This is a genomic window from Herbidospora sp. RD11066 (assembly GCF_054661255.1).
In genome coordinates this window covers 46,750-68,531 of the sequence record NZ_BAAGDO010000016.1, presented here as the reverse complement: position 1 = coordinate 68,531, position 21,782 = coordinate 46,750, and the positions used below count along the sequence as shown (strand labels likewise).

Sequence of the window (21,782 nt, the reverse complement as noted above, 5' to 3'; positions counted from 1 at the left end):
GTTGACCTCCGACGCTGAGGTAAACAGGTTTCCGGAGCACCTGTTCCGGAACCGGACGAAGTGAGAGGGAGGCCCGCCGGAGTGCCTCGGAAAGCCAGAGTCGACGCCCACGCGAACCGGCAGACCATCGTCACCGTGGCCCGCGACGCCTTCGCCCGCGAAGGTCTGGACGTACCGACCCGGGAGATCGCCCGGCTGGCCGGGCTGGGCGTCGCGACGGTCTACCGGCACTTCCCGGCGCGCGCCGACCTGGTCGGCGCCGCCCTCGCCGACCACGTGGCCGCCTGCCGCGCCGACATGCGCGCCGCCTGCGCGGAACCCGACCCGTGGACGGCGCTCAGCACGGTGATCCGCCATTTCGCGGCCCACCAGATCAGGTCGGTGGGCCTGGTGCAGGCGCTGTTCACCGCCCCCGCGCCGTTCGGGGAGGACCGGCGCGCGCAGGCGCTGATGCTGGAGGCGCTGGTCGAACGCGCCAGAGTGGCGGGGGCGCTCAGGGCGGGGGTGTCCGTGCGGGAGGTACGGGTGGCGCTGATGGCGATCGCGTCGGTGCGCGCCTCCCGCGAGGTCAGCCGGGAGGCCGCGATCGAGGGGTTGCTGGAAACACTCCTGGCCGGCCTGAAGGCACCGAGCTGATCAGCCGCCGAGCAGCTTGCGGATGCGATCGGCCCCCAGAGCCAGCAGCAACGTCGGCAGCCGAGGCCCGGCGTCGCGCCCGACCAGCAGCGTGTACACGAGCACGAAGAACTGCCGCTGCGCGACCTTCACCTCGGGAGTCGGCTTGGCATCGGCGTCGAGCCCCGCCATCACCTTCGGCACGCTGTAGACCAGCGTCGTCAGCCCCTCCAGCGACCACGCATCGTCCAGCCCCGCCAGCAGCAGCCGCAGGGACTCGCGCTGCGCGTCGTCGAGCGTCTCGAGCAGCTCGGTGTCGGGCTCGTCGCGGACCTGGGTCCGCTGGTCGGCGGGCACCTGGGTGGCGGTCCAGTGGGCGGCCCGGTCGAGGCGGGGCCGGACCTCGTCGAGGGAGGTCACCGGGTTGCCGGGGTCGAGGTCGGTGAGGATGCGGAGCATCTGCTCGTCGTGGCCGGTCGTGATGTCGGCGACCGACGCGAGCATCCGGTAGGCGAGGGGCCGCTCGGTGGCCCGCAGCGGACCGGCCGCGGTGCTGACCGCGCGGTCGCTGGCGACCGCCTCCAGCGGCTCGGCCGTCCCGGCGGCGACCTTGCGCTGGAGGGAGTCCCACTCGTCGTACAGGCGGAGGATCTCCTGGTCGAAAGCGATCTTGAAAGACTGGTTGGGACGGCGCCGGGCGTACAGCCAGCGCAGCAGCGGCGCCTCCATGATCTCCAGCGCGTCCGACGGGGTCGGGACGCTGCCCTTCGAACTGCTCATCTTGGCCATGCCGCTGATGCCGACGAAGGCGTACATCGGACCGATCGGCTGCGTCCCCTGGAATACCTCGCGCACAATCTGGCCGCCGACGACGAACGACGACCCGGGCGAGGAGTGGTCGACCCCGGAAGGCTCGAAGATCACGCCCTCGTAGGCCCAGCGCATCGGCCAGTCGACCTTCCACACCAGCTTGCCGAAGTCGTGTTCGGCCAGGCGCACCGTCTCGCCGTGCCCACAGGCACAGGTGTACGTGAGCATGGTGGTCTCGTCGTCGTAAGCGGTCACCGTGGTGGTGTCGCGCAGGCAGACCGAGCAGTAGGGCTTGTAGGGCGAGTAGCCCGACACGCTCAGGCCGTCGTCTTCCGTGGCCGCCCCGGAACCCTCGTCGTCTTCCGGAACCTCCGCGGCCTTGGTCCGGTATTGGCCGAGGATGGCGTTGATCCGCCCGCGCTCGCGCATCGCCAGCAGGATCTGCTCGCGGTAGGCCCCCGAGGTGTACTTCTCGGTCTGGCTGATCATGTGGACCTCGACGCCGAGCTCGGCGAGCGCGTCCAGCAGCGGAGCCTTGAAGTGCTCGGCCCAGTTGGGATGCGGGCTCCCGGGCGGAGCGGGCACCGAGGTCAGCGGCTTCCCGATGTGCTCGCTCCACGAGGGGTCGACCCCGGCCGGCACCTTGCGGAACCGGTCGAAGTCGTCGACCGAGAGGATGTGGACGCAGTCGAGCCCGCGCCGCCGGATCTCGTCGGCCACCAGGTGAGGAGTGAGCACCTCACGCAGGTTGCCCAGGTGAATCGGCCCCGACGGGCTCAGCCCCGAGGCGCAGACGATCGTCTTGCCCGGGGCGAGCCGCTCGGCCGCCTCGATGACGTCGTCGGCGAACCGGGAGACCCAATCGACCTCGGTCTTCTCAGCCACTGGTCGTACTTCCCTCTCGCGTTGCGTGCCCAGAAACGCAAAGAGGCCCCCGAAAGGGCCTCAGAGCTTTGTGTGGCAGATCCAGGGTTCGAACCTGGGTAGGCTTAGCCGACGGATTTACAGTCCGCTCCCTTTGGCCACTCGGGCAATCTGCCTTGTCAGCTGCCTCTCGGCGGCGACAGGTAAGAGAATAGCGGACTCCGACCGCAGACGTGACATCGGTTTGTCCCAGACGTCCGTGTCGCAGGATGAACCCCGTGATCCGACATCCCGACCCCGCCGAACTGACGGAACTCGCCGCCCTCGAACGCCGCGCCGACGCCAAGTTCGCCCCTCTGGGCATCGTCTTCCCTCCGGGCACCACCATGATCGAGGAAGTACAGGACCCGAGCAGGGTGTACGTCACGGGCCACCCCCCTGCCGGTTTCGCCCTGGTCGGCGTCGTCGACGGCGGAACGCATCTCGACCAGCTGGCCGTGCATCCCGTACACGAGGGAAAAGGCCTGGGCACCGCACTGCTGGAAGCGGTCTGCGCCCTGGGCGACGTCACCCTGACCACCTTCAGAGACGTCCCGTGGAACGCCCCCTGGTACGCCAGGCGTGGCTTTGCCATCCTCCCCGCCGCTTCCTGGGGGCCGGAACTCGCCGCCCTCGTAGCACATGAACGGGACCTCGGCATCGAGGTGGCGCCGCGAGTGGTCATGAGGCGGCTAAGGTCGGTAGGAACGTAGAGAGGACACGGACACCGATGGCCGATAGCAGTTTCGACGTTGTCTCTGAGATCGACCGGCAGGAGGTCGACAACGCGCTGAACCAGACGGTCAAAGAGGTCGGGCACCGCTTCGACTTCAAGGGCACGGGCGCGGAAATCTCCTGGTCCGGCCAGAAGGACATCGAGATCAAGGCGAACAGCGAGGAGCGGGCCAACGCGGTCCTCGACGTGTTCCGCGAGAAGATGGTCAAGCGCGGGCTGTCTCTGAAGGTCCTCGACGCGGGTGAGCCGAAGCTGTCCGGTAAGGAATACCGGCTGGTCATCACCCTCAAGGAGGGGATCGACCAGGAGAACGCGAAGAAGATCTCCAAGATGATCCGCGATGAGGGGCCCAAGGGCGTCAAGGCGCAGATTCAGGGTGAGGAGCTGCGGGTGAGCTCCAAGAAGAAGGACGACCTGCAGGATGTGATCACCTTGCTCAAGGGCAAGGACCTGGACATCGCACTGCAGTTCAAGAACTACCGCTGACCCCGCCGGGCACGGCACATTCAGGGCACACGAGCGCCGATCTCCAGGCGGTCATGTGCCCTGAGCCTTTTCCCCGAGGAACGGTCAAAGGTGTCACCGGCACCATCCCGGCCATCCCTCCGCTCGTTAGCGTCGAAATACAGAACGAGCAGGGAGTGGTGCCACGATGCCGTCGTCGCTTGAGGGCCAGACCGTAGTGGTGATCGGGCGCGGTAGCGGGATCGCCCGTGCGATCGTGCTGGCCGCGCGCGCCCACGGCGCCCGCGTCGTTGTCGCCGGACGTGACCAGGAAGCCCTCCGCACCGCCTACGACGACGAGGGCATCACACCCGAGCACGTCGACATCACCGACGACGACAGCATTGCCGCGCTGGCGGAGCGGCTAGGTCAGGTCGACCACGTCGTCTCGACCGCATCATCGAGAGCGAGAGGCCAGCTCGCCGAGCTCGACAGAAAAGCGCTCCGGCGTTCGTTCGACACCAAGGTCATCGGCCCCGTCATGGTGGCCAAGCACTTCGCCCCGCACATCGCCGAAGGCGGGTCCTTCGTCCTGTTCTCCGGCGTGGCCGCGTTCAAGCCCGCCATCGGCTACCTGGGCGTCGCCATCACCAACGGCGCCGTCGACTTCCTCACCCGGTCGCTGGCCCTCGAACTGGGCCCCATCCGGGTCAACACCATCTCCCCCGGAGTGATCGACACCGGTATCTGGGACTCCCTCGGCGAAGAGGGCAAAGAGGCCTACTTCGCCGACCTCCGCGCCCGCAACCCCGCACGACGGATCGGCATCCCCGAGGACATCGCCAAAGCCGTCATCTTCGCGATGACCAGCCCGTTCCTCACCGGCGTGACGCTCCGTGTCGACGGCGGCGAGCCGCTGATCTGACCTCTACTCGAAGATGTTCGTCAAGTCGTCGAGTTTGATCTTCCCTCTTCTGCGTTCGTTCTGGATCCACTGCTTGCCCTCGGCGGCGATGCCTTCGAGGACGTGAAGCGTGTTGCCGAGGCCGGCCGTGTCGAGGGTGATCTGGGACATCGAGGGGGCGCCGTCTCCCGTCTGCGGGCTCTGCCCGGTTACGGCGACCTTGATGGTGCGGCCGGTCATCAGGGTGAGTTCGAACTCCTTGTCCCCGTCGTCGGCCGCGGTCGCGCTGACGGACGCGACCGCGTCGTAGCGGAAGTTGATGCGGCTGCGGTTGTGGAACGTCGCCTTCGGGAAGTCGAGTTCGGCCTTCATCTGGCGCACGCCATCGTTGGTCAGCAGGAAGACGAGCACCTCGTACCGTGAGTAGCGCCATGGGCCCTTTCTGAAGCTGGCGCGATCGTAGTCTTCGGCGTGTCCTTCGATGAAAGCCAGGGCGACGATGTCGGAGGCGGCCAGTTTGTAGTGGCGCATCGCGTCGGCCATCAGGATCTTGCGGTCGCAGTCGAGCCAGGCGGCCATGTCCACGTCGTTGGGGCGATCGATGAGTTTGGCCCGCCAGCGTTCCAGGGCGTCCGTGCGGCGGGCCTTCTTCTCTGCGTGTTCCGCCTCGTCCGCTGCGTGCCTGAGTCGCTCGCAGGTGATGCGCAGCCAGGCGGGGACGGCGAAGCGGGCGACCAGTGCGAGGAGAGCGGTCAGTGCGATGACGCTGACCGGCCGCAGATGAAGGGCGTTCCATCCGACCAAGGCCACACCGACACTCATCACCGTCACGGCTAGGACGCAGGTGACCTTCATTCTCGCCGGGACGTGAAGTTCGGTCCGATAGGCCCGGTGGGTGCCCTTCTCCCAGTTCGTCTTGACGTCGTGAACGAGGTGCCTGGTCAGCCAGGCGACCTTCTTCGCTTCGATTCTCTCTTCCCGGTAGACCTCCACGACCTCGTCACGGAGGTGCTGCCGGATTCCCTTAGTGGCGGCCAGCCATGCGTCCCGATCGGTGTTTTCTGGCACGTACCGGCCGAAATAGTGCTTGAACTGCCGGTCGATCTCGCCGGCGAAGCCCCTGCGACGGTCATCGGCCTCGTCCTGTGCCGGGCTCGACCACTCCTCGTCTTTGAGTCGCAGGCGGATCACCCGGAAATTCCACACCGGCGCGAGACGGGCACAGACATGTGCTCCGCCCGTAAGCAGGGCGACGGCGAACAGCGTCGACGACCAGGTGTGCTGCCACGAGACGATGACCAGATAGCCGAGCCCGAGTGCGGTGAAGCCGCTCGCCGCGGTCAGGCCAAGCCTGTCGCCAGCCGTGATCATCATCGGGCGGACGGGTCTCGCCCTTGGTCCGGCGGGCATCGGGTGGAAGAACTTCCAGGTCCGTTCCTTTCGGTTTCCTCCGAAGCGGTCTTTCTCGGCCGCCTCGAAAGAGCGCGTCCAGAACGCTTCCAGCGTGGGGCCGCTGAGGAAGATTTCGAGATTACGCAGGATCTCGTCTCGTTGCTCGGGGGGTAGCGCGCCGAGATCCGCCTCGGCCTGAGCGTCGAACCCCTTTTTCTGGAGAGAGGTGACCACGGTGCCGATCGCCTTGATCCCCTGCGTCCACTGGTCTTCCGGGTGCCCGGTCAGGTCCTTCCGCGCTCGGTGCAGAATCTCGAGTTCCTCCTCCGGCACCTGCTGGAGGGTCCGGCCGCTCAGCAGGACGAGTAGCAGGTAGAAGCAGGAACGACTCGTCACGTACCCGTCGAGGACCGCTGCGCAGATCACCGCCCTCGCGTTCTCCGCCGAGCCGCCTCGGAGGTAGTTGAGCCCGAGCTCGAACCTGTCCTCAAGCGTCGGATTAGGAGGAAGTTCGTAATACTTATCTATGTGGACCGTCCCCGCCTGGATGCCGACTATGGCGGAGTCCTCCGCGTAATTGCTCACGAGTCACCTCGTATGAGCGCCTCGACCAGGCTCACCAGCTCCGGCACGTCCATCACCAGACCGCGCAGTCTCTTGAGCGCCAGCGGGCTCCGCTCCCGCTGAGCCAGCCCGAGCTCCGTCTGGGCCGCCGCGTAGGTCGCCTCGTCGAGGCGGTCCGACCGCCGTGCCCGGACCAGCGCGACGCGGAGGGCCGTCAGGTCTCCTGCCGGCTCGGAGGAGCGGAGGTCCCCCTGGTGGACGCCGCCGTAGATGGCGCCCGCCTGGATGCCGACCCTCGCGTTGTCCCTGGCGATGTTCTGCCCGTTGGGCTCGGGAGTGCCGGAACGTCGGGTTTCGCCCGGCTCGGCGGTGATCGCGTCGGCCAGGGCCAGGCCGACCGCCGCCGCGTTCGCGACCGCCTTGGCCTGCCACCCCTTGCGGTCGGTGGTGACTTTCGTGCCGTCGGCATGGTCGCTGAGGCCGCGGATCACGGCCATAGGGAGCCCGCCGTTGAAATGGGCGGCCTGGGCGACGCCGGCCGCCTCCATTTCGATCGCCATCGCATCGTTGTAGGTCTGCTTCACCCACTTCGCGTGCTCTGAGATCGAGGAGTCCTGTACGACCTCACCCGCCGCGATGGGCTTGAAGTAGACCTCCGAGTCCCACGTACCGCTGCGGACCACGTGGTGGGCGAGCTGGCTCAGCCCGTGGTCGATCTCCCACGCCCGGGGGCGGGCCTTGAAACCGTCGTCCTGGCTGGTGCCGCCGTGGTAGGCGTACACATGACTGGCCACGACGACGGTCCCGAGCGCGGTGCCGGGCCAGAGGGCTCCGGCAACGCCCACGAAGAGCAGCGCGGCCGGTTCGTATGTGGCGATCGCCCGTTCGGCGAGTACGGCCGCCGGGTGGTTGCCCGCGCCGACCAGACCCAGGGCCACCTGTCCCACGCCGCCGGGAAGGCGCCCGACATCGAACCGGGTGCCCGCGCGGTGGCGCTGGGGCGAGGGGGCGACGATGTGCTTGCGTACGGCCGCGTATTCGATTTCGAGCGCCGTGAGGATCACGATGGAACGGTCTGTCATTCGTGCGTTCCTCCTTGGGCGTGGCTACGCCGTTGAACGGACCATGGGGGGATTGAGCATCTGGACCGGGCCCGCCCGGAAAAGTCGGGCCGGGCGGCCGGTCTCCGTCCGGCGCATGGGGCCTGCCGGGACGATGAACCCCTTGGCGTGCTTGACCTTGCGGTAGAAATTGCGCGGATCGAGCCGGACTCCCCAGACCGCCTCGTACACCTCCTGTAGTTCCGAGATCGTGAAGGTCTCGCCGCAGAAGGCGGTCGCGAGGGCCGAGTGTTCGAGCTTGCCCCGGGCGCGCTCGACCCCGTCGGTGACGATCCGACGGTGGTCGAAGGCCAGTTCCAGCCGGGACGACAGGACGTCGTCGACCGGAGTCCAGGAGGCTCCGGCGGCGTCGGTCCCGGCGACCGGGTCGGGCAGCCTCGGTGAGATCGCGAGGTAGGCGACGGAGACGACCCGTCCGCGTGGATCACGACCGGGTTCGCCGTAGACGCCGAGTGTTTCGAGATGGGGGACGTCGGCCAGGCCCGCCTCCTCCGACAGTTCGCGGTGGGCGGCAGCGAGCAGATCCTCCTCCAGATGGCTGAGAAACCCGCCGGGTAGAGCGAGGGCGCCACGGAACGGCTCGACGCCGCGCTCGATGAGCAGCACGTGAAGACGGGCGTCTCGCAGGGTCAGGATGACCAGGTCGACCGCCAGCGGCACGGTCGGCGCGTCCCAGGAGTCGTCGTCCATGGGGCAACCGTAGCTTTTTGTCAGAATGACAAAAAGACACATCAAACGCTACGTTGATACGACTTTTCCGGTACGCCAGCCTTACTGAAACGCTGTCAGATCAGGCCCAACGCCACCAGCACGCCGACCCCGGCCGCGACGTACCCGAAGGAGATGGGTCTCTCCCTGGCCTCACGCCACGACGAATAACCGAGGATCGCCGCCATCGCGACAGTGGCGACCACGTGCACCGCGAACCACACCGGCACAGGCGGGTTGCCCTCACCGAGTTGCATCCCGGCGAACGCGGCGACACAAGCCAGCGCGAACGCGGGTAACGCGTACGCGTATCGCCCGATCGCCGCCCAGATGACCAGCCCCACCAGCAGTGTCGTGCTCCACGTCGAGTGGAGCTGCCGCGTCAGCAGGCCGCCGCGCACCTCGAAGCTGGTCGTCAGGGCCGGCTCGTAGACCTCGGGCATCATGACGCCCCGAAGGGGCTCGTACGAGCCGGAATACACCTTCAGATCATCCGTGATCGCGTAATGGCTCCCGAGGAAGACGCCGCCCGCGATGACCGCCAGCGTGAGGAGGATCAGGAGGTCGCCCAATAACTGGCGTGCGCGTTCCATTCGCCAGATTCCATCACATACCGGATAGCGAAACGCTGCCAACTTTCCCACCGGTTCCGGCATCTACTCCGGTGACGAAAGGAATCAGATGAAGACTCGCGCATTCGTGGCCGCCGCCATAACGGCGCTCGCGGTCATGTCGCCGGCGACGGTCGCGGAGGCGCGGACGGGAGCCGCCTCCGCGCCGGCCCGGTACGTCTGGCTGAAGTCGTGCCCGAAGCAGGATTACACGGTGCCGTGCGGGCAGTGGATGATCACTCGGCGCGATGGCACCACCACGCCGCTCGCCGACGCGCAGGTGCACCGGGTGACGGCGTCGGGGGGCGTCGACACCGAGAGCGCGCTGCAGCCGGCGTTGAGCGGTGACGGCAGGAAGCTCGCCTATTTCACCGCGAAGACCAAGAAGCTGGTCATCCGTGACCTCACCACCGGGAAGGTCGCTCCGCTGAAGGGCGCGGCGGCGAAGCTGCCGAAGGGGATCACGGTCAACGACGTCGACACGCTGCTGTCGAACGACGGGAAGCACCTGGCGATCGACTACATCGACGCGGACGGCAAGCTGCTCACGAAGATCGTCGAAGTGGCGTCGGGGCGCTACTACACGCTGCCGATCGGCACCGCTCTCCAGGGGTTCAGCGGCGACGGGTCCGCGGTCATGGTCACCAGTGTGTCCGACCAGAACACGACGCTGTTCACGTCCATCGACGCCGACGGCGAGTTGAACAGCCAGGAGGTGCCGCAGGTCGTCGACGACAACTATCCGCTGGCGCTGGCCGACGACGGGCGCGGCATCGCGGTGTTCATCGAGGGCCGCCAGTCGGCGGTGCGGGTCTACGACCTGTCGACCGACTCGGTGGGGCCGCCGGTCAGGGTGACGCTGCCGAAGGGCGAGCGGGCGAACAGGCTGGCCTGGGAGACGTCCGAACGGCTGCTTCTGTGGACGTATCGGAACACCTCCGAAGCCACCGTCATCGGCGGGGGGCTGCGGAGCATCGACATCCGTACCGGCGAGATCAGGAAAATCGACACGTGGACTTTGAAGTCCAACCTGTGGATATGGTGGCTGCCGGGCGAATGACCAGGGTTATCGTCCGAATATGGGCAAACAATATGACGTGATCACCGACCGGCTGCGGGCGTTCGTGACCTCCCAGCCGGTCTACTTCGTCGCGACCGCCCCCGAGAGTGGCGGCCATGTCAACGTGTCCCCGAAGGGCTACTCCGACAGTTTCGCCGTCCTCGACGAGACCACCGTCGCCTACCTCGATCTCGACGGCAGCGGCGTGGAGACCATCTCCCACCTGCGCGACAACGGCCGCATCACCATCATGTTCGCGGCCTTCTCCGGGCCGCCGAACATCGTCCGCCTGTACGGCACCGGCCAGGTCGTGACCCCGGACGACCCCCGCTTCGAGGCGTTGCTGAAGAACTTCGGCTCTCATCCGGCCGTCCGGTCGGTGATCGTGGTGAGCTGCGACCGCATCACCGATTCGTGCGGCTACTCGGTGCCGTTCATGGCGTACGAGCAGGATCGGACCCTCCTCGACCAGCACCACGAACTGGCGAGTTCGAAGAAGCGCCAGGCCGAGCGGTCGGGCGCGCCCAGGAACAGCATCGACGGCCTGTTCGCCCTGCACGCCGGGGAGACCGACCCGGCGAACCGCCGCAGCTAGCGCAGCCGCTCCAGGTTGGCGACCCGCTCGGCGGTGGTCGGGCGGGTCGAGAACGGCCCGGCGAACAGCATGTGGCTGGCGCTGGCGATCCGCCCGTTCCTCGGCAGCGGCCGCGCCCGGTTGCTGGCGTCGATCCGCCGCAGCGCGGACGCGAGCGCGAGCGGGTCGCCCGTCATGCGTGCCGATGCCTCGTCGGCGGCGAACTCGCGGTCGGGCGGCAGCGCGAGCCTGACCAGCCGGGTCGTAATCGGCTGGAGCACCGCGGTGACGACCCTGGTCAGCGTGGCCGGGGTCTCGTCGTCGGTGCGCCGCACCCCGAAGACCGGGCCGAGATAGCCCGACGTGGTGAACATCGTGGCCAGCGCGCCCGCGACCGAGGCGAGCAGGGTGTCATGGTTGTGTACGTGGGCCAGTTCGTGGCCGATCACGCCGCGCAGCTCCCGTTCGTCGAGCAGCGCGAGCAGGCCGTGGGTGACGATGACGGCCGATTTGCGGGGCGTGCGGCCGGTGGCGTAGGCGTTGGGCTGGGCCAGCGGCGAGACGTAGAGGCGGGGCATCGGCCACCGGGCCTGGGTGCAGAGCTCCCGGACGATTCCGTAGAGCGCGGCGTGCTCGACCTCGCCGACGGGCCGCGCGCGGAGCGCCGCCAGAGCGAACCGATCGGAGAAGAAGTAGGCCACCCCGACGGTGACGACCGCCAGCGGCACCCCCGCCACCAGCCCCGTGATCCCCCCGAGCAGGGTCGCCACCACGACGATCAGCACGGCGGACCCGCCCAGCATCCCGGCGGTACGCGCCCCATTGCTCCGCATAGCCCACCTCCTCCCTAGCTCAACGTGAGCGAAGGTGGGGGCGTTCCCTCACCCCAGTGCGGACAGGACGAGCTGGGGCGCCACCGAGAACGCCACCGCCACCACCCCGGCCACCGCCACGGCGATCCAGGCGGGCCTGGTCGTGGCGGCCCTGACCGTGTCGGCGGGGGTGAAGAGCCGGGCCGTCCAGGCGATGTAGTAGTAGAGGCCGATCACCGTGTTGACCGCCATCACCACCGCCAGCCACCCCAGGCCACCGGCCACGACCTCGCGGAACACGACGACCTTGGCGAACAGCCCGGCGAGCCCGGGAGGCAGCCCGGCCAGGCAGATCAGGGCGAAGGCCAGAGCCAGGCCTGCTCCTGGACGGGCGAAGGCCAGCCCCCGGTATCCGTCGAGCGTGTCGTGCGGCACGGCCATGACCACCGCGAACGCGGTCAGGTTCATGGCGGCGTAGAAGACCAGGTAGGCGGTGGCCGCCTGGGTGTCGGTGGTCGCGATGGGCGCCAGGACGTACCCCGACTGGGCCACCGACGACCAGGCCAGCAGCCTGACGGGGTGGGTCTGCCGGAGCGCCAGCACGTTCCCCACGGTCATCGTCAGCGCCGCCAGAATCGCCACGATCGGCGTCCAGGTGGCCGATTCGCTCGGCAGGGCCTGGGTGAGGACGAGGATGAGACCGGCGAACCCGGCCGCCTTCGACACGACCGACAGCAGGGCCGCGACCGGGATCGGGGCGCCCTGGTAGACGTCGCCGGCCCAGAAGTGGAACGGCACGGCGGCGATCTTGAAGCCGAACCCGGCGATGACCATGACGGCCCCGACCGCCACGACCGGGCCCGCCCCCGGGCGTTCGGGCTGGGCCAGCGCCGCCGCGATCGCGTCGAGGTGGACGGCGCCCGTGACGCCGTACAGGAGACTGACGCCGAACAGCATCACGGCCGTGGAGACGACGGAGACGACGAACAGCTTCAGGGCGGCCTCGGCGCCGCGGCCGTCGTAGCGGCGCAGGGCGGTCAGCGCGAACACCGGCAGCGAGACGAGCTCCAGGGCCACGACCAGCATGATCAGGTCGCGCGAGGCGGGCAGCGTGACGGCTCCGGTGAGAGCCGCGAGCAGCAGGAAGTACCACTCTCCTACGGGGACGTCACCGTCGGCGAGCTGCCCCATCGACAGCAGGACCACCACGATCCCGGCGCCGAGCGCCAGCCCGGCGAACACGACCGTGATCGGGTCGACGACGTAGGAGCACCCGACGGACGGAACGCAGAACGTCTCCCACGTGCCCCCCGCCTGGGCCACCACCACCCCGAACGCGGCGACCAAAGCGGCCAGGGTGACGCAGCCGAGGGCGGTCCTGACCCCGCGCCGGGCGGGCAGGAAGGCGTCGAGCAGCAGGACGAGCCCGGCGGTCAACGCCAGGATCAGCGGCGCGGCGATCGCCCAATAGTCGATCGACTGGATCACGGCACCCCCAGAAGGACCTGCACCGCAGGCGTGGTGAGCCCGAGCAGGGCCGACGGCCACACCCCGAAGACCAGGATCAGCACGACCAGCGGCACCCATGCGGTCAGCTCGACCCGGGTGGCGTCTTTCGGCCGCGGGCCCGGCCCGCCCCACGGACCGTGGGTCAGCCGGGCCAGCATGACCAGGAAGTAGGCCGCCGTCAGCACCGCCCCGAGCCCGCCGATCACCATGAACGTGACGAACAGCGGCCGGGGCAGCCCGGCGGCCGGTTCGTAGGCGCCCTGGAGGGCGAGCATCTCGCCCCAGAACCCGGCCAGGCCGGGCAGCCCGAGCGAGGCGACGCAGGCGAACGTCAGCAGCGACCCCACGTGGGGCAGCCGCCCGAGCAGGCCAGACCCGAGCTCGTCGAGGTCGGAGGTGCCGTGGCGCTCCTTCAGCGCCCCGACCAGGAAGAACAGCAGGCCGGTGATCAGGCCGTGGGCGACGTTCCCGTAGAGGGCGGCGTTGATCCCGACCGGCGTGAGCGTCGCGAAGCCGAGGAGCACGAACCCCATGTGGCCCACGGACGAATAGGCGATCAGCCGCTTCAGATCGCGCTGCGCCAGGCAGGCCAGCGCGCCGTAGACGATGCCGACGACGGCCAGCGCCCCCAGCCACGGCGCGACGGCGGCGGCCCCCTCGGGCAGGATCGGGATCGCCACGCGGGCGAAGCCGTAGGTGCCCATCTTGAGCAGCACGCCCGCGAGCAGCACCGATCCCACGGTCGGGGCCTCGGTGTGGGCGTCGGGCAGCCAGGTGTGCAGCGGCCACATCGGCGTCTTGACCGCGAGCCCGAGGCCGATGGCCACGAAGGCGAGGATCTGGGCCGTGCGGCTCATCGGGTGTTCGGCGGCCAACTGGACCATGTCGAGGGTGCCGGTCTGCGCCCAGACGTAAAGCAGGCCGACCAGCAGCACGGCCGACCCGAGCAAGGTATAGAGAATGAACTTGTACGCCGCCGCCCGCCGCCCCGGGCCGCCCCAGATGGCGATGACGAAGTACATGGGGATGAGCACGACCTCGAAGAACACGAAGAACAGCAGCAGGTCGAGCGAGAGGAACGTGCCGAGCATCCCCAGTTCGAGCACCAGCAGCGCGAAGACCAGCTCCCTGGCCCGCTCGGGCACGTGTCCCGCCAGATAGACGGAACACAGCAACGTCAGCAGCGCGGTCAGCACCACGAGCGGCAACGAGATCCCGTCGATCCCGAGGTGAAACCGGACCCCCAGCCCGGGAATCCAGGCGAAGTCGACGGTCCCCTGAATGCTCCCGGCGTTGGCGTAGTCGAACACCGAGGCCACCGCGACGGAGACCGCGAACACCACCCCGGAGACCAGAATCCCGAACCGCACCGCCACCTTCCCCAGCGGCCCGGGAACCAGCAGCGCAACGGCCCCCAGCAACGGAACGGCGAGCAGCACGACCAACAGCACGTTCATCCCAGCATCACCGCCCCCACCGCGATCAGGAGCACTCCGGCCAGTACGCCCGTCACGTAGAGCTGGGCGTTGCCGTTCTGAAGGTGGCGGAGCAGGCCCGACAGGCCGACCGTCGCCCGCCCGGATCCGCGTACCGCGCCGTCGACCGCCACGTCGTCGGTGCGGACCACGCCCCGGGCCAGCGCGAGCACCGGCTTGACGAACACGGCGGCGTAGAGGCGGTCGACGTAGAAGGCCTGTTCGCAGGGGTCGCGGAAGGCGCCGAGCAGGCGGGCCGGATCTCGTTCGGGGGACCCTCGCCAGATCACGTAGACGAAGGCCGCGCCCAGCAGGGCCACGACCAGCGCGGTCACCGCCGGAGCGAGGTGGAACTCGCCGACGTCGGTGAAGCCGAGGAGCAGGGCGGGGAGTGCCAGGACGCCCATCGGCCACAGCATCGACATGGGGGCCTCGCGGCCGTCGAAGACGTGGGCGGTGCCGGGCTCGGGTTCGGGGAGCGCCTGGATCTTGCCGGTGCCGAAGAAGGTCATCAGCCACGCCCGGGTCGCGTAGGCGCCGGTCACGCCCACGGTGAGCAGGGCCGAGCCGTAGAGGAGGAGCTGGATCGGGCTGGACGAGCGCTCCAGGCCGTACAAGATCGCGTCTTTGCTGAAGAAGCCGCTGGCGGGGGGCAGGCCGATCAGGGCGGCGTAGCCGATGGTCATGGTCCAGAACGTCACGGGCATCGAGCGGCGCAGGCCGCCCATGTGGTGGAGCAGGTTGGAGCCCACGTGGTGGATGACGGCTCCGGCGCACAGGAACAGCAGGGCCTTGAAGGCGCCGTGGGTGACCAGGTGGAAGACGGCGGCGTCGCGGGCGCCACCGGCGAGGGCGGCGGCCATGTAGGCGAGCTGGCTGATCGTCGAGTAGGCCAGGACGCGTTTCAGGTCGTTCTGGGCGAAAGCGGCCAATGCCGCGCCGAGCATGCCGATCGCGGCGGCCACGCCGAGCACGTCGAGGGTGGGCTGCGGGAACAGGACGTAGAGGCGGGCCACCACGAAGATGCCGGCCGCCACCATGGTCGCGGCGTGGATCAGGGCGCTGATCGGGGTCGGGCCCGCCATCGCGTCGGGGAGCCAGGTGTGCAGCGGGACCTGGGCGCTCTTTCCGGCCACACCCGCCAGGAGCAGCAGGGTCGCCAGGGTCAGGGTGGGGGCTGGGATGTCGGCGGCCAGGATGTCGGAGATGCGGAACGAGCCGGCCGCGAAGCCCAGGACGAAGATGCCGAACAGGAAGCCGACGTCACCCAGGCGGGTCACCAGGAACGCCTTGATCGCTGCGCGCGAGTTGGCCCGTTCTTCCCACCAGTGCCCGACCAGCAGGTAGGAGCACAGGCCCATGATCTCCCAGCCGACGTACAGGACCATGAGGTCGGCGGCGAAGACGACCAGCAGCATCGCGCTGGTGAACAGGCTGATGAAGGCGCTGAAGGAGGGGTAGCGGGACTCGCCCCGCATGTATCCCACCGAGTAGACCTGCACGGCCAGCGCCACCACGCCGACGAGCATCGCCGTCAGGACCGACAGTTCGGTGACCTCGAGCCCGACGGTGATCGGGATCCCGCCGGTGCCGACCACGGTCAGCACCTGAGTGGACGGCGTGTTCTCCCAGGCCAGCCACCCGATGAGGCCGGCCGACAGAGCGGTCGGCACGACCCCGAACCAGGCCGCGCGTTTGTTGGCGGCCAGGTTGTCGGCCGGGGTGCGGCCGTGGGGGTACCTCGACAGCAGCAGTCCGAGCAGGGCTCCCGCGAACGGCAGGACCACCACGAGCGACGCGATCACGGCTCCCCCAAATCGCGCAGCCTGTCGAGTTCGATCGCGCGGCGGGTGCGGAAGACGGCGAGCACGATGGCCAGTCCGATCCCGACCTCGGCGGCGGCGATGACGATCACGAACAGGGTCAGTACCTGGCCCGAGTGCAGGACGTCGCGCAGCCAGACGTCGAAGGCGATCAGGTTGAGGTTGACCGCGTTGAGCATGAGCTCGACCGACATCAGCACGAGGATGGTGTTACGTCGCGCGAGGACGCCGTACACCCCGATGGAGAAGAGGAGCGCGGCCACGACGGCGGGATAGACGACGTGCATCAGCGCCGCCCTTTGATGTCGGTACGCGACAGCACGATCGCCCCGATCAGCGCGGCCAGCAGCAGCACCGACAGCGCCTCGAACGGCAGCACCCAGTTCCGGAAGATGCTCGCACCCAGCTCCTCGGCCGACCCGGCGCCCGGCTGGAGCTCGGCATAGGCATGCTGGAACCCGCCCACCACGACGCTGACCAGCACCCCGGCGGTGGCGACCGCGACCAGCGCCGCGACCACCCGGTTGCCGGAGTCGAGATCGTCACTGCGCCCGATCGGCGCCCGTGTCAGCATGATCCCGAACAACAGCAGCACCACCACGGCACCGACATAGATCAGCACCTGCACCCACGCCACGAACTCGGCCGTCAGCACGAGATAACACCCGGCCAGCGCCCCGAAACAGACCACCAGCCAGAGCGCGGCGTGCACGAGCTGCCGGGTCGTCACCACCATGAGCGCCGCCCCGAGCGCCACCACCCCGAGCAGCAGGAAAACGACCTCAAGCGTGGACGGCGGCCAGAAGCCGACGGCCCTCACGGCCCCTCCCCATCGGGCCGCTCCCCGCCCCCACCGTCACCAGACTCCGCGGGCCTCTCCTGCGACGATTCCGGGCCATTCGCCTCATCGGCGGACCGATCGGGCAACCGCCCCGGCGGCCGAATCGACCGCACGTCACGTGGCGCCCGGGGCTTGGCCGGGGGTTCCTCGGCGGCGGGCGCATCGTCACCGGGCGCCCGGTCAGGCAATCCGCCGGGCGGGCGGATGGCCCGAACGTCGCGTGGCCCCCGCGCCTTCGGTTCGCCGGCAGGTTCTTTGGGGGCCGCGTCGCCTCCACCTGCCGGAGGTCGGGGCGGGCGGCGGCTGGCCGTCAGTTCCTTGGGAGGTTCGGCGTTCGGTTCGTGGCGGGGTGGTACGGGCACGCTCGCGGCCCATTCGCCCAGTTGTTCCTTCTCGTGGAGAAGGTTGCGGATGTCGCCTTCGGCGTATTCGAACTCCGGGGCCCAGAAGAGCGCGTCGAACGGGCAGACCTCGATGCAGATCCCGCAGTACATGCACAGCGAGAAGTCGATCGCGAAGCGGTCGAGCACGTTGCGTTGCCTCGGGCGGCCGCCCTCGGGCGCGGGGAGGGTCTCCTTGTGGGAGTCGATGTAGATGCACCAGTCGGGGCACTCCCGGGCACAGAGCATGCATGACGTGCAGTTCTCCTCGACCAGCGCGATCACGCCGCGGGATCGGGGCGGGAGGTCCGGCCGGACCTCCGGGTATTGCTGCGTCACGGAGCGACTGAGCATGTGTCGCAGCGTTACGGCCAAGCCTTTGGCCAGGCCTGTTCCTGGTATGCGCGCCACGATCCAACATCATCCCCTAGAAGAGGGCCTCCGTGAATGTGACGGCCCGGCCCTTTCGGTTTTCTCCAGGTCGAGACAGAAAGTCCGTATCCTTCGCATATGGACCAGGTGCCGCAGTCGGCGGCTCGCGGATTTCTGTGGGCGGTGGCGCCCCTGGTCACCATTGGTTTCGCGACGCCGTTCACCTTCCTGTGGGCGGCTTTCTGGCGGCGTAGCTGGTGGCTGGCCCTTTCCGGGCTGCTGTACGCCGCCTCGATGGCCGCCTGGCTCCTCATAGGCAACGCGACGGGAACGGTCTCCGGGATCTGGGCCGTGGTGATGGTGCTGGGCCTCTTCGTGTCGTGGCTGGGCGGAACGCTCCACGCGTTCGCCGTCAGGAAGAAGGTCTTCGGGCCTGCCTGCCCCTACGAGCGGGCCCGGCTGCTGCGCAGGCAGGCGCGGGCGCTCGCCACCCGCAACCCCGGCCGGGCGCGGCGCTTAGGAGTGGGGCGGCCCGATCTGGGGCGGCGGTTCGACGACGGCGGGCTGGTCGACATCAACCACGCTCCCGCGATCGTGCTCAGGACCGTTCCCGGGCTGACGCCCGATCTCGTCGAACGGGTATTGGAGGCACGCAGCCGGACCGTCACGTTCACCTCGGCCGAGGACCTGTCGGACCTGCTCGAACTCCCCGTCACGTTGAACGACGAACTCTCCGAATACGGCGTCTATCTCCCGTAATAGAGGCGCTTGGCGGCGGAAGTACGTATTGTTCGCGCTGTGCATCCGTACTGGCAACCACCGCAGCAGCCGCAGAAGCCCGCCACGAACTCGGCGGCCTCCTGGTTCTGGGCGTTGGTTCCGCTGTACACCTGCGGGTTCGGCACCCCGTTCGCCATCGGCTACGCGGCGGCCAGGAAGCGCAGCCCGTGGCTCATCGTCGCCACCGGCGTCTACGCGCTGAACTTCCTCGTCTTCTTCATCGCCATCGGCAGCTACGAAGAGCTCGACATGATGCCGACCTGGCTGGACACCACGACGACCGTGGGACTGTGCCTGGCCTGGTTCGGCGGGCTGGCCCACACCCTGATCATCCGGCGCAGCGTGTTCGAGCCGGGTCACGCCTGGCAGCCCGTCCAGCAGCCCCGGCCCCAGCAGCCGCCGCAGCAGCAGTTCCAGCCGCAGCGCCCGATGAACATGCCGCCGCCCCGGCCGGTCACCTACCAGCCGCAGCCCCAGCAGATGCACCAGCCTCCGATGCACCAGCCGCAGCGGCCGACCTATGTTCAGCCCCCGCACATGAGCACTCCGCCGCCCCGGCCGCACACGCAGCCGACCCATCCCTCGACCATGGGGCCGCAGCCCCGCAACGGTCCCGGGCCGAAGTTCATCGGGCCCTACCAGGTCATCGGGGACCTGGGGGCGGGCGGTCAGGGGGCCGTCCACCTGTGTGTCGACCAGCGGGGGCGGAAGGTCGCCGTCAAGGTGCTGCACGCCCACATGGCCAAGGACAGGGACGCGCAGGCGCGGTTCCTTCGTGAGGTCGACGCCGCCCGCCGGGTGGCGCCGTTCTCGACGGCCCGGGTGCTCGACGTGAACATCACCGACGACCTGGCCTACGTCGTGTCGGAATACGTCGAGGGCGTGTCGCTGGAGCAGCTCGTCAAGGAGCAGGGACCCCGCAACGAAGACGGGCTGACCCGGCTCGCGCTCGCGACCTCCGGCGCGCTGGCGGCGATCCACAAGGCGGGGATCGTGCACCGCGACTTCAAGCCGAGCAACGTGCTGATCGGCTCCGACGGGCCGCGTGTGATCGACTTCGGTATCGCCAAGGCGCTCGACCAGGTCAACGCGACGGCGAGCCAGGTCATGGGCACCCCCGCCTACATGTCGCCCGAGCAGGTCGGCGGCCGGGTGGTCGGGCCGGAGACCGACATCTTCGCGTGGGCGGCCACGATGGTGTTCGCGGCGTCGGGCAAGAACGCGTTCGGCGAGGACACCATCCCGGCGATCCTCAACCGGATCATCAACCACCAGCCCGACCTGATGAAGCTGCCGCCGTCGTTACGCGATCTGGCCGCCTCGTGCCTGGACAAGGATCCGGCCAACCGGCCGACCGCATCGGACATCATGCTGCGGATCGTCCACTAAAGGACCTTCACCACCCCGGTCAGGGCGAGCTGCACCAGCGCGAGCGGCACCAGCCCGACCCAGGCGAGCCGCTGGAGCTGGTCTTCGCGCATGCGGGGGAAGCTGACCCGGAACCAGATGACCACGAACGCCAGGGCGAAGACCTTGATGAGGGTCCAGACGGGGCCGGGCAGCAGCGGGCCCTGCCAGCCGCCCAGGTAGAGGACGGTCGTCAGCGCCGACAGGACCACGATCCCGGCGTATTCGGTCAGCATGAACAGGGCGAACCGGATGCCGGTGTATTCGGTCATCGGGCCCATGATGATCTCCGACTCGGCGATCGGCATGTCGAACGGCGGCCGTCTGAGCTCGGCCAGGCCCGCGACGAAGAACACCACCGCGCCGATCCCCTGCCAGGCCAGCCACCACGGCTCCCACGCCGCGGCGATCCCCTGGAGCGAGAGGGTGCCCGCCGCCATCGCCACACTCGCCGCCGCCAGGACCAGGGGCAGCTCGTACGACATGAGCTGCGCCGCCGACCGCATCCCGCCCAGCACTGAGTACTTGTTGCCCGACGACCACCCGGCCATGATCGACCCCAGCACGCCGACGCCCATCATCGCCAGCACGAAGAAGATCCCGGCGTCGAGGTCGACCCCGAGCAGGCCAGGCCCCACCGGGATCACGACGAGCACGACCAGATAGGGCACCAGCGCCACGGCCGGCGCCAGCTTGAAGACGGTCCGGTCGGCCGCCGCCGGGATGACGTCTTCTTTCTGCATGAACTTGACGCCGTCGGCGATGAGCTGGGCCCAGCCGTGGAAGCCGCCAGCGTACATGGGGCCGAGGCGGGACTGCATGTGGGCCATGACCTTGTGTTCCATCTGGCCGACGATCAACGGCAGCAGCAGGAACGTCCCGACGATCACGATCACCCTGATCGCGACTTCCAGCAGTTCAGGCATTGCGCCCCCAGTCGGACGGCACCCCGGGCGGCAGCATCTTCCGGCGCGACGGAGAGCCCGTGCCCGATTCGCCGGGCTCCTTGGCGCCGGGCCAGGTCTTGGCCACCCGGGCGGCCAGCACGAAGCTCTTACGCAGCGGATGGCCCTCGAAGCCGTCGGGGAGCAGCAGCGGTTTGAGGTCGGGGTGGCCCTCGAAGACCACGCCGAACATCTCGAACGTCTCCCGCTCGTGCCAGTCGGCGCCTCGGAACACCGGGACCGCCGACGGGAGGACGGGATCGGCCAAAGGTACGTGGGTGCGTACCAGCAGACGCAGGTGTTTGTCCTGGTCGGCGAGGTGGGCGACGACGGCGAAGCCCTCGGGCGGGTCGTCGACGGCGGTGAGCCAGTCGAAGAAGGTGTAGCCGTGGTCGCGGCAGAAGGTGAGGACCTCGATCCAGTCGGCGGCGCCGACGTCGGCGGTCGTCTCGCCGAAGGACTCGGAGACCACCACCCGGGAGCCGAACTCGTCGAGGATCACGCCATGCCCTCCGCCGCGATCTTCTCCTGCAGCTTCATGATCCCGTTGAGCAGCGCCTCGGGCCGGGGCGGGCAGCCGGGCACGTAGACGTCGACCGGGATGATCTGGTCGACGCCCTTGGTAACGCAGTAGGAGTCCCAGTAGGGGCCGCCGGTGTTGGAGCAGGCGCCGAACGAGATCACGTACTTCGGATCGGGCATCTGCTCCCACAGGCGCAGCACGGCCGGGGCCATCTTGTCGGTGACCGTGCCCGAGACGATCATCAGGTCGGCCTGGCGTGGCCCGTTGGCGAACGGGATGACCCCGAAGCGGATGAAGTCGTGGCGGCTCATCGAGGTGGCGATGAACTCGATCGCGCAGCAGGCCAGGCCGAAGTTGAAGACCCACAGCGAGTAACGGCGCCCCCAGTTCAGCACGAACTTCATCGGCTTCGGCGCGAGGCGGGCCGCCGGGCCGCCTGGAGGCCGGAACGTCGGGGTGGGGAGATCAACCATG

Annotated in this window: 23 protein-coding genes and 1 tRNA gene; 8 read left to right on the top strand and 16 right to left on the bottom strand. The window is 68.8% G+C overall.

The genetic code is table 11. The features are described 5' to 3' along the window. The first annotated feature begins 81 nt into the window (after positions 1-81). Positions 82-636, top strand: a complete 555-nt coding sequence (locus tag ACYQ78_RS37855) for a TetR/AcrR family transcriptional regulator (protein WP_459805815.1) — start codon at positions 82-84, stop codon at positions 634-636. Here the strand turns inward: ACYQ78_RS37855 and lysS are convergent, their stop codons facing one another. Together lysS and ACYQ78_RS37845 are read right to left on the bottom strand one after the other, a co-directional pair. Next, complete coding sequence (lysS, locus tag ACYQ78_RS37850; protein ID WP_459805814.1) at positions 637-2,310, bottom strand: lysine--tRNA ligase; 1,674 nt, start codon at positions 2,308-2,310, stop codon at positions 637-639. A 73-nt stretch (positions 2,311-2,383) separates the two neighbouring features. Continuing rightward, positions 2,384-2,465 (bottom strand) — tRNA-Tyr (locus tag ACYQ78_RS37845). A gap of 93 nt (positions 2,466-2,558) precedes the next feature. Between ACYQ78_RS37845 and ACYQ78_RS37840 the strand changes: the two genes are divergently transcribed. The 3 genes from ACYQ78_RS37840 (at position 2,559) to ACYQ78_RS37830 (ending at position 4,433) form a co-directional block, all read left to right on the top strand. Continuing rightward, the gene (locus ACYQ78_RS37840) at positions 2,559-3,041 is read left to right on the top strand and encodes a GNAT family N-acetyltransferase (RefSeq protein WP_459805813.1); all 483 of its coding nucleotides are present in this window, start codon (positions 2,559-2,561) and stop codon (positions 3,039-3,041) included. A 17-nt stretch (positions 3,042-3,058) separates the two neighbouring features. Beyond that, a complete protein-coding gene (locus ACYQ78_RS37835) occupies positions 3,059-3,550 on the top strand; it encodes a YajQ family cyclic di-GMP-binding protein (protein WP_459805812.1) in 492 nt (163 codons plus the stop codon). Positions 3,551-3,716: 166 nt separating this feature from the next. Further along, complete coding sequence (locus ACYQ78_RS37830; RefSeq protein ID WP_459805811.1) at positions 3,717-4,433, top strand: SDR family oxidoreductase; 717 nt, start codon at positions 3,717-3,719, stop codon at positions 4,431-4,433. A gap of 3 nt (positions 4,434-4,436) precedes the next feature. On the opposite strand, the gene ACYQ78_RS37825 is transcribed toward ACYQ78_RS37830, so the two are convergent. The 4 genes from ACYQ78_RS37825 to ACYQ78_RS37810 all read right to left on the bottom strand — a co-directional run bounded on the left by ACYQ78_RS37825 (position 4,437) and on the right by ACYQ78_RS37810 (position 8,790). Continuing rightward, positions 4,437-6,389, bottom strand: a complete 1,953-nt coding sequence (locus ACYQ78_RS37825) for a hypothetical protein (RefSeq protein WP_459805810.1) — start codon at positions 6,387-6,389, stop codon at positions 4,437-4,439. After that, positions 6,386-7,450, bottom strand: coding sequence for a 5'-methylthioadenosine/S-adenosylhomocysteine nucleosidase family protein (locus ACYQ78_RS37820; protein WP_459805809.1), 1,065 nt, complete (start codon positions 7,448-7,450; stop codon positions 6,386-6,388). The genes ACYQ78_RS37825 and ACYQ78_RS37820 overlap by 4 nt, the downstream gene beginning before the upstream one ends. A 24-nt stretch (positions 7,451-7,474) precedes the next feature. Further along, a complete protein-coding gene (locus tag ACYQ78_RS37815) occupies positions 7,475-8,179 on the bottom strand; it encodes an NUDIX hydrolase (RefSeq protein WP_459805808.1) in 705 nt (234 codons plus the stop codon). Between the two features lie 95 nt (positions 8,180-8,274). Further along, positions 8,275-8,790 carry a hypothetical protein gene (locus ACYQ78_RS37810; RefSeq protein WP_459805807.1) on the bottom strand — a complete coding sequence of 172 codons (516 nt, stop codon included), beginning with the start codon at positions 8,788-8,790 and terminating at the stop codon, positions 8,275-8,277. 88 nt (positions 8,791-8,878) lie between these two features. On the opposite strand from ACYQ78_RS37810, the gene ACYQ78_RS37805 reads away from it, so the two are divergent. Both ACYQ78_RS37805 and ACYQ78_RS37800 read left to right on the top strand, forming a co-directional pair. Then, entirely contained in the window at positions 8,879-9,868 is a 990-nt protein-coding gene (locus ACYQ78_RS37805; protein ID WP_459805806.1) for a WD40 repeat domain-containing protein, read from the top strand. A gap of 19 nt (positions 9,869-9,887) precedes the next feature. Then, entirely contained in the window at positions 9,888-10,463 is a 576-nt protein-coding gene (locus ACYQ78_RS37800) for a pyridoxamine 5'-phosphate oxidase family protein (protein WP_459805805.1), read from the top strand. Here the strand turns inward: ACYQ78_RS37800 and ACYQ78_RS37795 are convergent. The 7 genes from ACYQ78_RS37795 to ACYQ78_RS37765 all read right to left on the bottom strand — a co-directional run bounded on the left by ACYQ78_RS37795 (position 10,460) and on the right by ACYQ78_RS37765 (position 17,636). After that, a complete protein-coding gene (locus ACYQ78_RS37795; protein WP_459805804.1) occupies positions 10,460-11,275 on the bottom strand; it encodes a M48 family metalloprotease in 816 nt (271 codons plus the stop codon). The two genes, ACYQ78_RS37800 and ACYQ78_RS37795, sit on opposite strands and share 4 nt — an antisense overlap. A gap of 48 nt (positions 11,276-11,323) precedes the next feature. Beyond that, positions 11,324-12,742, bottom strand: coding sequence for an NADH-quinone oxidoreductase subunit N (locus ACYQ78_RS37790; protein WP_459805803.1), 1,419 nt, complete (start codon positions 12,740-12,742; stop codon positions 11,324-11,326). Further along, complete coding sequence (locus tag ACYQ78_RS37785; RefSeq protein ID WP_459805802.1) at positions 12,739-14,220, bottom strand: complex I subunit 4 family protein; 1,482 nt, start codon at positions 14,218-14,220, stop codon at positions 12,739-12,741. The genes ACYQ78_RS37790 and ACYQ78_RS37785 overlap by 4 nt, the downstream gene beginning before the upstream one ends. Then, complete coding sequence (locus tag ACYQ78_RS37780) at positions 14,217-16,043, bottom strand: NADH-quinone oxidoreductase subunit 5 family protein (RefSeq protein ID WP_459805801.1); 1,827 nt, start codon at positions 16,041-16,043, stop codon at positions 14,217-14,219. Before ACYQ78_RS37780 ends, ACYQ78_RS37785 begins: the two co-directional genes overlap by 4 nt. Beyond that, the gene (gene nuoK / locus ACYQ78_RS37775; RefSeq protein WP_459805800.1) at positions 16,040-16,348 is read right to left on the bottom strand and encodes an NADH-quinone oxidoreductase subunit NuoK; all 309 of its coding nucleotides are present in this window, start codon (positions 16,346-16,348) and stop codon (positions 16,040-16,042) included. Before nuoK ends, ACYQ78_RS37780 begins: the two co-directional genes overlap by 4 nt. Continuing rightward, positions 16,348-16,797, bottom strand: a complete 450-nt coding sequence (locus tag ACYQ78_RS37770; RefSeq protein ID WP_459805878.1) for an NADH-quinone oxidoreductase subunit J family protein — start codon at positions 16,795-16,797, stop codon at positions 16,348-16,350. Before ACYQ78_RS37770 ends, nuoK begins: the two co-directional genes overlap by 1 nt. Positions 16,798-16,877: 80 nt before the next feature. Continuing rightward, complete coding sequence (locus ACYQ78_RS37765) at positions 16,878-17,636, bottom strand: 4Fe-4S binding protein (protein WP_459805799.1); 759 nt, start codon at positions 17,634-17,636, stop codon at positions 16,878-16,880. 156 nt (positions 17,637-17,792) lie between these two features. On the opposite strand from ACYQ78_RS37765, the gene ACYQ78_RS37760 reads away from it, so the two are divergent. Further along, positions 17,793-18,413, top strand: a complete 621-nt coding sequence (locus ACYQ78_RS37760; RefSeq protein WP_459805798.1) for a ComEA family DNA-binding protein — start codon at positions 17,793-17,795, stop codon at positions 18,411-18,413. Between the two features lie 39 nt (positions 18,414-18,452). After that, a complete protein-coding gene (locus tag ACYQ78_RS37755) occupies positions 18,453-19,823 on the top strand; it encodes a serine/threonine-protein kinase (RefSeq protein WP_459805797.1) in 1,371 nt (456 codons plus the stop codon). Here ACYQ78_RS37755 and nuoH read toward each other — a convergent pair. From nuoH to ACYQ78_RS37740, 3 genes are read right to left on the bottom strand one after another with little or no spacing between them, the layout of a single operon-like run. Further along, positions 19,820-20,767 carry an NADH-quinone oxidoreductase subunit NuoH gene (gene nuoH, locus ACYQ78_RS37750; RefSeq protein ID WP_459805796.1) on the bottom strand — a complete coding sequence of 316 codons (948 nt, stop codon included), beginning with the start codon at positions 20,765-20,767 and terminating at the stop codon, positions 19,820-19,822. The genes ACYQ78_RS37755 and nuoH overlap by 4 nt on opposite strands. Next, positions 20,760-21,287 carry an NADH-quinone oxidoreductase subunit C gene (locus ACYQ78_RS37745; protein WP_459805795.1) on the bottom strand — a complete coding sequence of 176 codons (528 nt, stop codon included), beginning with the start codon at positions 21,285-21,287 and terminating at the stop codon, positions 20,760-20,762. The genes nuoH and ACYQ78_RS37745 overlap by 8 nt, the downstream gene beginning before the upstream one ends. Beyond that, complete coding sequence (locus ACYQ78_RS37740) at positions 21,284-21,781, bottom strand: NADH-quinone oxidoreductase subunit B (protein ID WP_459805794.1); 498 nt, start codon at positions 21,779-21,781, stop codon at positions 21,284-21,286. The genes ACYQ78_RS37745 and ACYQ78_RS37740 overlap by 4 nt, the downstream gene beginning before the upstream one ends. Position 21,782 lies beyond the last annotated feature (1 nt).

What these genes read in the sequence shown, in the direction of transcription:
- ACYQ78_RS37840 (WP_459805813.1), top strand. Translation starts at nt 2,559, where the DNA reads ATGAACCCCGTGATCCGACATCCCGACCCCGCCGAACTGACGGAACTC.
- ACYQ78_RS37835 (WP_459805812.1), top strand. Translation starts at nt 3,059, where the DNA reads ATGGCCGATAGCAGTTTCGACGTTGTCTCTGAGATCGACCGGCAGGAG.
- ACYQ78_RS37830 (WP_459805811.1), top strand. Translation starts at nt 3,717, where the DNA reads ATGCCGTCGTCGCTTGAGGGCCAGACCGTAGTGGTGATCGGGCGCGGT.
- ACYQ78_RS37820 (WP_459805809.1), bottom strand. Translation starts at nt 7,450, where the DNA reads ATGACAGACCGTTCCATCGTGATCCTCACGGCGCTCGAAATCGAATAC.
- ACYQ78_RS37815 (WP_459805808.1), bottom strand. Translation starts at nt 8,179, where the DNA reads ATGGACGACGACTCCTGGGACGCGCCGACCGTGCCGCTGGCGGTCGAC.
- ACYQ78_RS37810 (WP_459805807.1), bottom strand. Translation starts at nt 8,790, where the DNA reads ATGGAACGCGCACGCCAGTTATTGGGCGACCTCCTGATCCTCCTCACG.
- ACYQ78_RS37805 (WP_459805806.1), top strand. Translation starts at nt 8,879, where the DNA reads ATGAAGACTCGCGCATTCGTGGCCGCCGCCATAACGGCGCTCGCGGTC.
- ACYQ78_RS37800 (WP_459805805.1), top strand. Translation starts at nt 9,888, where the DNA reads ATGGGCAAACAATATGACGTGATCACCGACCGGCTGCGGGCGTTCGTG.
- ACYQ78_RS37795 (WP_459805804.1), bottom strand. Translation starts at nt 11,275, where the DNA reads ATGCGGAGCAATGGGGCGCGTACCGCCGGGATGCTGGGCGGGTCCGCC.
- ACYQ78_RS37785 (WP_459805802.1), bottom strand. Translation starts at nt 14,220, where the DNA reads ATGAACGTGCTGTTGGTCGTGCTGCTCGCCGTTCCGTTGCTGGGGGCC.
- nuoK (WP_459805800.1), bottom strand. Translation starts at nt 16,348, where the DNA reads ATGCACGTCGTCTATCCCGCCGTCGTGGCCGCGCTCCTCTTCTCCATC.
- ACYQ78_RS37770 (WP_459805878.1), bottom strand. Translation starts at nt 16,797, where the DNA reads ATGGTGGTGACGACCCGGCAGCTCGTGCACGCCGCGCTCTGGCTGGTG.
- ACYQ78_RS37765 (WP_459805799.1), bottom strand. Translation starts at nt 17,636, where the DNA reads ATGCTCAGTCGCTCCGTGACGCAGCAATACCCGGAGGTCCGGCCGGAC.
- ACYQ78_RS37760 (WP_459805798.1), top strand. Translation starts at nt 17,793, where the DNA reads ATGGACCAGGTGCCGCAGTCGGCGGCTCGCGGATTTCTGTGGGCGGTG.
- nuoH (WP_459805796.1), bottom strand. Translation starts at nt 20,767, where the DNA reads ATGCCTGAACTGCTGGAAGTCGCGATCAGGGTGATCGTGATCGTCGGG.
- ACYQ78_RS37740 (WP_459805794.1), bottom strand. Translation starts at nt 21,781, where the DNA reads ATGGTTGATCTCCCCACCCCGACGTTCCGGCCTCCAGGCGGCCCGGCG.